12 protein-coding genes are annotated in these 8,798 nt (G+C 53.3%); 6 read left to right on the forward strand and 6 right to left on the reverse strand.

Features of this window, described 5'->3' with window-relative positions:
• Positions 1-36: 36 nt before the first annotated feature.
• The 4 genes from ACP5PX_RS01730 to ACP5PX_RS01745 all read right to left on the reverse strand — a co-directional run bounded on the left by ACP5PX_RS01730 (position 37) and on the right by ACP5PX_RS01745 (position 2,634).
• Positions 37-243: a histone family protein gene (locus tag ACP5PX_RS01730; RefSeq protein ID WP_428083354.1), complete on the reverse strand. Its 207-nt coding sequence runs from the start codon at positions 241-243 to the stop codon at positions 37-39.
• A 283-nt stretch (positions 244-526) separates the two neighbouring features.
• The gene (locus ACP5PX_RS01735) at positions 527-1,090 is read right to left on the reverse strand and encodes a thymidylate kinase (protein WP_428083356.1); all 564 of its coding nucleotides are present in this window, start codon (positions 1,088-1,090) and stop codon (positions 527-529) included.
• A 10-nt stretch (positions 1,091-1,100) separates the two neighbouring features.
• Positions 1,101-1,766, reverse strand: a complete 666-nt coding sequence (locus ACP5PX_RS01740) for a diacylglycerol/polyprenol kinase family protein (RefSeq protein ID WP_428083358.1) — start codon at positions 1,764-1,766, stop codon at positions 1,101-1,103.
• 1 nt (position 1,767) lies between these two features.
• Positions 1,768-2,634, reverse strand: coding sequence for a UbiA family prenyltransferase (locus tag ACP5PX_RS01745; RefSeq protein WP_428083360.1), 867 nt, complete (start codon positions 2,632-2,634; stop codon positions 1,768-1,770).
• A 97-nt stretch (positions 2,635-2,731) separates the two neighbouring features.
• Between ACP5PX_RS01745 and ACP5PX_RS01750 the strand changes: the two genes are divergently transcribed.
• Genes ACP5PX_RS01750 through ACP5PX_RS01760 form a run of 3 tightly spaced genes read left to right on the forward strand, consistent with a single transcriptional unit; the run spans position 2,732 to position 5,210 of the window.
• On the forward strand, positions 2,732-3,745 hold the full coding sequence (locus ACP5PX_RS01750) for an adenylosuccinate synthetase (protein WP_428083361.1): 1,014 nt from the start codon (positions 2,732-2,734) through the stop codon (positions 3,743-3,745).
• Between the two features lie 9 nt (positions 3,746-3,754).
• The gene (locus ACP5PX_RS01755; protein WP_428083363.1) at positions 3,755-4,306 is read left to right on the forward strand and encodes an adenylate kinase family protein; all 552 of its coding nucleotides are present in this window, start codon (positions 3,755-3,757) and stop codon (positions 4,304-4,306) included.
• A 43-nt stretch (positions 4,307-4,349) separates the two neighbouring features.
• The gene (locus ACP5PX_RS01760) at positions 4,350-5,210 is read left to right on the forward strand and encodes a zinc metalloprotease HtpX (protein WP_428083365.1); all 861 of its coding nucleotides are present in this window, start codon (positions 4,350-4,352) and stop codon (positions 5,208-5,210) included.
• Here the strand turns inward: ACP5PX_RS01760 and ACP5PX_RS01765 are convergent.
• A complete protein-coding gene (locus ACP5PX_RS01765; protein WP_428083367.1) occupies positions 5,207-5,380 on the reverse strand; it encodes a preprotein translocase subunit Sec61beta in 174 nt (57 codons plus the stop codon). The two genes, ACP5PX_RS01760 and ACP5PX_RS01765, sit on opposite strands and share 4 nt — an antisense overlap.
• Positions 5,381-5,538: 158 nt before the next feature.
• A complete protein-coding gene (locus ACP5PX_RS01770) occupies positions 5,539-6,048 on the reverse strand; it encodes a DUF367 family protein (RefSeq protein WP_428083369.1) in 510 nt (169 codons plus the stop codon).
• Between the two features lie 79 nt (positions 6,049-6,127).
• Between ACP5PX_RS01770 and ACP5PX_RS01775 the strand changes: the two genes are divergently transcribed.
• The 3 genes from ACP5PX_RS01775 to ACP5PX_RS01785 all read left to right on the forward strand — a co-directional run.
• A complete protein-coding gene (locus ACP5PX_RS01775) occupies positions 6,128-7,189 on the forward strand; it encodes a uroporphyrinogen decarboxylase family protein (RefSeq protein WP_428083371.1) in 1,062 nt (353 codons plus the stop codon).
• Between the two features lie 45 nt (positions 7,190-7,234).
• Positions 7,235-8,374, forward strand: coding sequence for an amidohydrolase family protein (locus tag ACP5PX_RS01780; protein ID WP_428083373.1), 1,140 nt, complete (start codon positions 7,235-7,237; stop codon positions 8,372-8,374).
• Between the two features lie 59 nt (positions 8,375-8,433).
• The coding region (locus ACP5PX_RS01785) for a CBS domain-containing protein (protein ID WP_428083375.1) at positions 8,434-8,798 on the forward strand (365 nt) is incomplete at its 3' end.

An 8,798-nucleotide genomic window follows, 5' to 3' on the forward strand; every position in this document is an offset into this window, starting at 1 on the left:
TTAACCCCTGCTTGAGTTGGGCTGATGGCATTTAAATTATACGCGCTTGGCGGCCAGCCGGATGTCCACGTCCCGCACCGTTCTCCTTCCTGCGTGTTCGGCGAGTTTCGCCGCTTCACCGGCAATCTGTATCGCCCGCTCCTCCAAGACCTCGGCGAGCGCAATCGCGGCATCCTCGCTCACACGCTTGGCCCCAGCCTTCCTTATAACCCGATCTATCGCCGCTATTGGCAATTCCACCATTTTTCTACCTCCTCAGTTTATTCCAGCCATTTAAGAGCAAATTTTCTTTATTTAAGGCACTATTTAAAGCTATCTGATGGAGATTGACCCGTAAAGCGTTTTTCGATTAAAATATGTTTTGTTTTACAGCATTAAAGAGGTATCGTCAGGTTTAGGGCAAATAATTTTAAAATTTTGATTTTACCGATGTTTTGTTGGTAAATTTAGCAGAAAAAAGATTTAGTTTTTACATACTCGATAATTTCTTTTAGACGGAAAAACAACCAAATCAGATAAAATGACGTTAAAAAGAGTCTAAAATTTTTTCAATATCTGCAGCGACTTTTTCTGGCGGTAAATCGGTATTCAAAATGTGCCAGCCATCTTTTGCCAGATTTAAGGCTTTTTTTCTCAATTTTATTATTTCCTCAGGCGTTTCGAACATCTCGCGATCTCTTCGATCGTTTAAACGCCGCAGACATTCCTCGAGGGAGACATCCAAAAAGAACATGAATTTGGAGGTGGGCAACAGCGTTTTAAAGAATTTATAGGCCAGCCTGTCCAGCGGGGAGGGCAGGTAGGCGGTGCCCATGAGGTATCTCACCATAATCAGGGTGTCGCAGTTTCGGTTATAGTATTTGAACAGCGACCGGATGACGTCGAGGGCGTAGAAAAATGAGGCCTTGACTCGGTCTGACTTGCCGCCGGTCAACAGCGCCCGCTTGGCCATTCTGCCGAACCAGTTGTCCTCAGAGGGATGGGACCTGACGACGACCCTTTCTCCTCTTCGCTCATATTTCCTCCGGATGATCCCGGCATGGGTGTCCTTCCCCGACCCGTCCAATCCGTCGACCACGATGAAGCGCATCACTACCACCTCAGATGACGACCAGATACCAGCAAAGCGCTGCGGCGATTAGGGGCACGGTTAGGTTGTCTAGGCCCCGGGGCGTTATCATTTCGATGACGGTGGCGACGAAGCAGATTAGGACTAGGACAGTAGCCAACCGCAGGGTTATCGGCAGGGAATAAAAGACGGCGTTGACCAGCAGCATGGGCAGAGTCACGGAGAACATGGCCAGTGACCCCTCAAGGCTCTTTTTGTCGCGGAGAATCTGAAAGGCGTGTCTGCCGAAACGGACGCCGAAAATTGAGGCAAAACCGTCACCGTAGGACATCGCCAGTATGCCCACGCCGACCACCCAGAGATGTTCGAAGAACAGGTAGGCGAGCACCGTCCAGGAGATGGCGTAGTAGACCAGCCCCAAGCCGTGGCCCGCCTTGGAGACTAGGCTTTTGCTTTTGATGGGTGAGCGCGGGCTGATGAGAAAAGTGAGCACGATGAAGGGGGCGGCGGCGCCGAAGACCATCGCTTCTCGGGTCTGAAAGATGGGCAGGATGAAGACGATGTTGCCGACCATGATGTGAAGAATCTTTCGGCTCACTGACGGATACCGGGCCAGAATCTTTTCCGTGAGGAAGATTAGAAAGCCGACGTAGCCGTAGACAAATAAAATCCCCACAATATCGCTGCTTACCATCATTTCACCCCAAGGGAAAGGCACCGATTAAGAAGGCGAGGAGCCCTAGGGCTGTCGAGATTAGCGTCAGCTTGCGGTATCTTGCCAGCGGTGGATTTTCCCTGAGAGCAATGTCCGCCGCCGTAATTAAAAAGAGGGCGTCGGCTAGGCAGACAAGGAAGAGGTAGGCAAAGTTGCCGTAGTATGGTGTAGCTTCCAGTAGGGCGAAGGGAATGAAGCTCAGCAGGGCCGCGATGAGGTAAAATAGTGCTGCCACTCGGCGGGCGTTTCTCTCGCCGATGTGGAGGGGTAGAGATTGGACCCCCTGCGATCGATCTCCGTCAATGTCCATGATGTCTTTCATAATTTCCCGTCCTTCCCCAGAGAGAAAGGCGATAAGAGCCAAAACCAATACTGTAGATGGTATTTCCGGTGAGACGACCGCGGCGCCGAAAATAAAAGGGACCGCCATAATGTAAGCTATGTATAAATTGCCGATGACCTTCGCCTTTTTCAGCCGCAGATCATATAGAATGGCGAACGCTCCGGTAACGGCGGCGATGATAAAGCACTGAAGGTTGACTAGAAAGGAAAATAAAATACCTAAGGGGAAGAGCAGGTAAAAGGCGGCAAGGGCTGTCCGCGGGTCCAAATCCCCACGCACCAGAGGTCGATCCATCCTCCGGTTCCTTCGGTCAATTTCCAAGTCAAGGTAGTCGTTGAGCGCGAAGGTGCTGGCCTCAAGCAGCAGGGCGGTTAGGAAAGAAAAGATTAACTTGGCTGGGTCGGGAAAAGTACCGCTGTTGGCGATCAGGGCACCGATGAGAACTGCCACGAATAGCATCACACCGTGGTCGAGCCTCATCAGGTCATAGAGGGCCTTGGCTTTCATTAGAATAAGTATCATAAATTAAGGGTAAATATTTTTGTGAATCCGATTTCGCGACAGGAATTTAAGCAATGTCCGCCAAGTGTGCAGAGGTGGAAGCTTGCCCTGTATGATAATCGCCGGTGGGCAGTGGGGTGATGAGGGTAAGGGTAAGATCGTGGCCTACCTTGCGCTTGCGGACAAGCCCAGAATCATCGCCCGAGCCGGAGTTGGTCCTAACGCCGGGCACACGGTTAATTATCAAGGCAGGACATTCGGGTTGAGACAGATTCCATCAGGCTTTGTCTACGAAGGCGCCCGGCTGCTGATCGGTCCCGGGGTGCTGGTCAATCCAGAGGTGGTCCTGAAGGAGCTGGAGCTGACCGGGACGGCAGGGAGATTTGGAGTTGACCGGAAGTGCACGGTCATTGAGTCCTCCCACATCGAACAGGACCGGAAGTCAGAACATCTGCAGGGGAAGATAGGCACCACGGGAACGGGTTGTGGTCCCGCTAACGTGGCCCGCGTGAGCCGCGTCGCCAAGCTCGCCGAGGAGGTACCAGAACTTAGGCCCTTTCTCGCCGACGTTCCGTTGGAATTGAATGAGGCAATAGATCGCGGCGAACTCGTCTTTGTCGAGGGATCCCAAGGCTTTGGGTTGTCCCTGATCCACGGCACCTACCCCTACGTCACCAGCAAGGACACCTCGGCCGCGACCCTTGCCGCCGATGTCGGCGTTGGACCCACCAAGGTGGATGAGGTTATGCTGGTTTTCAAGGCTTACACCAGCCGGGTCGGCCTTGGACCATTTCCCACTGAAATTTCACCGGATAAGGCCGAGGAGTTGGGAATAGTCGAGTTTGGAACGGTCACAGGGAGGCGTCGGAGGATTGGGCTGTTTGACTTCGACCTCGCCAAGCGCGCCGTCATGATAAACGGAGCCACCCAGCTGACAGTAACCAATATCGACCGGATGTTCAAGGGAGCGGCCAAGGTGCGAAGGTGGAACGATCTGCCTCAGGAGGCTCAAGATTACGTTAGCAAAATTGAAGCGGAGCTCGGAGTGCCCGTGACCCTCATCTCGACGGGGAGCGAAGTTGAGGACGTCATCGACCTGCGTTCGGAAAAGCTCTGAGGCGGTAATTTGAGGCGCTTGGTCATCGCGGTCAGCGGGACTCCGGGGACGGGAAAGTCGACCTTCTCCAGAATTCTGGCCGAGAGGCTCCGGGCGAGGCTACTGAGGCTTAATGATCTTATCGAAGAGCACAAGATTTATTCCCTCGACCCCGACGGCACCAAGTCGGTAGACATTCCTAGGCTGCGCCGGTGCTTTGTCAAGAAGCTTCGAGAGCTGCAAGGGATGGTGGTGGTGGAAGGACTGTTGGCACACCTGCTCCCAAAAAAAGTCGTTGACCACGTTGTCGTGTTGAGGACTCGCCCCAAGGTGCTGGAGCTCAGGTTGCGAGAGAGGAAATATCCGGAGAAGAAGATTAAAGAAAACGTGGATGCCGAGGCCTTAGACATAATTCTCTGGGAAGCGGTGGAGTCGCACGGCATTGATAAAGTGCACGAGATAGACACCACGGATCTCACCCCTGAGGAGGCCGTGGAGCACTTTCAGCGGGTTCTGGAGGGAAAGGCCGTGGCGAGGCCGGGTAAAATTGATTGGCTCGAGGAGCATTTTAAGGTGACTTAAATTATATATACAGATTTTTGATAGTTAATTGATAAGGGATAACATGAGCGGGTTAACGAGGACTGCGCTGCTGATGGGACTGCTCACCACGATGTTGCTGCTTGTCGGCGTCGCGGCGAGCTACTTGACCGGCATCCCGATGGCCCAGACCTTAGGCTTCTTCGTCGTGCTTTCGATTATCATGAACCTCTCGATGTACTGGTATGCCGACAGGTGGGTGCTCAGCATTTACCGGGCCAAGCTGGTCGGCGAGGCCGAGCAACCGGAACTGCATGCCATGGTCGAGCGTTTGGCTGCCAACGCCGGCCTGCCCAAACCGAAAGTGGCCATTGTTCCGGTTGATGTTCCTAACGCCTTTGCCACCGGAAGATCGCCCTCCCATGCGGTCGTTGCCGTTACCCGGGGAGCCCTGAACCTCTTGAACGATGACGAGCTGGAGGGAGTTTTGGGGCATGAGCTGTCCCACATCAAGAACCACGACATGCTGGTGAACACGATGGCCGCGATAATCGGGGCAGTGATAACCTACGTCACCTACTTCACGATGTTCAGCGGCCGGAGGGACCGGGATAGTGGGGGCGGGCTGTTGGCCTTGTTGTTGCTCTTGATTGTGCCTTTTGCCGCCACGTTGGTCAGGCTGTCCATCTCAAGGGGACGCGAATATGCGGCGGACGAGGATGGAGCCAAGATTTCCCGAAAGCCGCTCTCTCTGGCAAATGCGCTGAGGAAGCTGGAAACAGCGGCTAAAAACAGCCCGCTCAGGCAGGGTAATCCTTCAACGGCGCACCTCTTCATCGTCAACCCGTTCCGGGGGACCGGCATTGCGAACCTCTTCTCGACGCATCCTCCGACCCAAGAAAGGATAGCCAGACTGGAGAGAATCGCCGAAACAATGCGAACTTAAAAGCCGAGAAAACCAGCGCCAGCGATATGAAGCAGAATGACAAAAATTATTACCGCCGCAGTGAAGATCAACACACTTTTTGGTGAGATCTTTACTCCGCTGCCCTCTTCCTGAAAATACCTTATCAGTCCGGCTCCCGTCGGCGGCATTCTTTCTTCGTCCCGCGGCATATCAAACCCGTTTTCTTATCTCGGTTATATCCTCTTAAATCCTTTTTGAGGGCGGGGGATGTTTGATTAAATTTGTGACATTCAGCTTGGGCAACCTAACCCGGCCAGATGAAAAAAGGTTTGGGGCGTAAAAATTCCACAGCAATTTAGCCAAAGGATTAATCCTGAGGAATGAATTGTTTTTGGGCCTCAATGATTTCGGCGCTGTCTTTGGCCGTATTATAAGCCTCCAGTGGGTCTCGATTTAGTTCTAGAAAGACAGGCCCCCATTTGAATTGCGCGAGGATTTCTTGAGCCCTCTCCTTCTCACCTAGGATGAAGAGGGCGGCGGATAGAGCTTCGGCAGTACTGAGGATAGTTGGTTTCCCATAGTGGGTGGGATTGGCCGCGATAAGGTAGGGAAGACTTCTTGACCGGAACCAATTTTTAACCTTCGTGATCTGATTGATTTTTTTCCAGGAGCAGTCAAAGGCGATTAACCCATACCTTCCTGCCGCCTCGGCGTCTTCTTTTGAGAGGGCTTTTTCGGCGAGGGGGTTTAGCAGCACCCCGCCCCGGGGCAGATCCTCAAACCCAAAAACAATTTCGACTTTGCCCGACCTGCCCAAGCGGAGCGCCGTGCACCTTTTCGGGTCGCATTCCCGGGCATGGTATACAACAATCCTCATGGACATCAGCGATGATAACAGGTATCACTATTTAGTTTTTTAAACGTTTAAGCCGAGGTTTCATGGTTGCCGGTGAGTCATGATGAACTCTTACGAAGTGGTGATGAAAATTCTGCAGGGAAAAAAGGAAGTCGATAGAATCCCCTGCGTCAATTTTTCTAGCGTTGCCACCATCGATTTCATGAGGGCAACCGATTCCCTCTGGCCCGCCGCTCACAGGGATCCGGTAAAAATGGCCAAGCTCTCCTCGGCCGCCCACAGGCTTTGCGGATTGGACAACGTCACCGTTCCTTTTTCCACCGTTGTCGAGGCAGAGGTCCTGGGCGCCGTGATCAACTATCATGAGGATGAGATCAGTTGGCCCTCGATAAGGGAATTTCTCGTGAAGGAACCTTCGGACCTCCGATTTCCCGAGGATGTGGCTAAGGCGGGGACGATACCGGTGATAACCGAGGCGATCAAAATGCTCAAAGCCGATTTCGGCGGTAAAGTTCCGGTAAACGCCTATCTGGTGCCGCCCTTTACCAGCCTGAGCAGTTACCTAGTCGACACCATCTCCTTTTTAAAGTGCTTGATTAAGGAGCCGGGAAAAATCCACAGCCTTTGTAACGCCGTTTTAGACGTCTACATCGAGATCGCAGAGCTTTATCAGGAGGCCGGGGCTGACCTGATCACCCTTCACGAGATGGGGGCCTCCAACGACAACATCTCTCCCGACCATTTTGATGAGTTCGTCAAGCCCTATCTGAAAAAAATTATCGGCCGGCTGCGGGTCCCTACAGTTCTGAACATCTGTGGCTCGGCGTTGAGAATTGCGGATAAAATGGTGCAGTGCGGCGCCAGCGCCATCGCGGTGGACGAACGAACCCCGATCGCCGAGGCCAGAAAAGCGGTTGAGCGGGTCAGAGCCGGTTTTCCCATCATTGGCAATATACCCGCCTATTGGGTAGTCCACTTGGGACCGGTGGAAAAGATAAGGGCGGCAGTTAAGCGGGTCATCGATGAAGGCGTTGACATGGTGTCCCCGGGATGTGATTTCTGGCTGGAAACACCCACCGAGCACATCAGCGCCTTGGTCGAGGCAACCAAGGAATTTGGATGTCCACCACCTTGGCTGGGTAAAAAAATATCGAAGTCATAATGATAAGAGGAGCGCCGATAAAGTCGCTGGTGGGGGGTGGTTAGATTGCCACGGGAAATATTGTCCAATGCCGTGATTCTGGAAGGCGAAGATCTCGAAATAACGCGGGGCTACTTGGTGATTGAGGACGGAGTAATTAGGGAGATTTCCGAGGGCTCCCCGCAGAAACGGGCGGTGAATTTAAACGGCGGCTTCATCATGCCGCCATTCATCAATGCCCACACGCATGTGGTGGACGCGGTCGCCAAGGAACTCTACCTCGGCAAAAGTCAGCCCCAGGTGGTGGGGCCGCGAGGGGCGAAGTTCCGGGCCCTAGAGAACAGTCCGCTGGATCGGATGACGCAGGCCACCCGGGTCACGCTTCAGGACATGTTGGCCACGGGGACCCTTGCCCACTGTGATTTCCGGGAAGGAGGGGTTCAAGGTGTGAACTTTCTTAGAGAAATCACGCGACCACCGCTGATTTCGATCATTTTGGGACGGTTCTTAAAAGTTGAGGAGATGCCAGAGTTGCTGTCGATATCCGATGGCTTGGGAATCCCTAGCCTTGATGCATTTCCCAAAAATGTCTTGGAGGAGGCCTCCGCGGCCGCGCATAAAAGGGGCAAGTTTTTCTCAGCCCATGTGGCCGAGAATGTCAGGGAGATGCGGGCCTTCAGAAAAAAGCATCACCGGAGTGAGGCGGAACAGGCAATCAAGCTCAAGTGTTCCTTCGTCGTTCATGCCACCCACTGCAGCAGAGCAGAGCTTTTGGATTTAAAGGCGAACAACATCCCGGTGGTTCTGTGCCCCCGAGCCAACAGCTTGCTCGGGGTCGGGGTGCCGCCAATTGACCTCGTTTTGGAGACGGGCCTCGAGTTCTTTTTCGGCACCGACAACGCCATGGTATGTCAGCCGGACATGTTCGATGAGATTTCCTTCGCTTGGAGGTGCCTTCGCCGCAACGATGATGCTGCCGGATCCGATGAAGCCAAGACGCTGCTTGCCGCGGCCACGGTGAGACCCCTCAGTCTCTTCAAAATGCCTTGGGGCCCCGTGGCGGAGGGAGAGAAAGCCACCTTTTTAGTTTTGGCCAAGAAGAGCAACCTTCTGTGCCTCAGTGACGTTTACGCCGGATTGGTCAACCGGGCCCGCGCCGATAACTTAAGGGCCATTTATTTTAACGGCAAAATAATTATAAGCTGATAAGCCTAAACAAATTCGATAAGACGCCAGTGAATGATGTTGAATCTGGAAGCGAGATCATGAAGGTAAAGGATGTAATGACCAAAGAGGTCAAGTGGGTAGAAGTTCCCGGGTCGCGCTCGGATGCCTTGGAGTTGCTCCGTAAGCTTGGCGTTAGCGCCATCCCAGCGGTCAAGCGCGGAACCGAAGAGCTGGTCGGAATGGTCACGCTGCGCAAGCTCTTTGAGCATCCGGACGAGGACCAGCTGGCGATGCTGGTCGATCGAGATGTGCCCACAGTTACTCCTGAGGAAAATCTGGAGGAGGCCGCCGCGAAGTTCTTGAAATCCGGAGTTAGGCGAATGCCTGTTTTGAAAGACGGAAAAATTGTCGGTGTCATCACCGTCAGGGACATCGTCTACCGCGCGATAGCCGAGAGTAACAT

The organism is Hadarchaeum sp. (SeqCode) (assembly GCF_049969415.1).
GTDB lineage: Archaea > Hadarchaeota > Hadarchaeia > Hadarchaeales > Hadarchaeaceae > Hadarchaeum.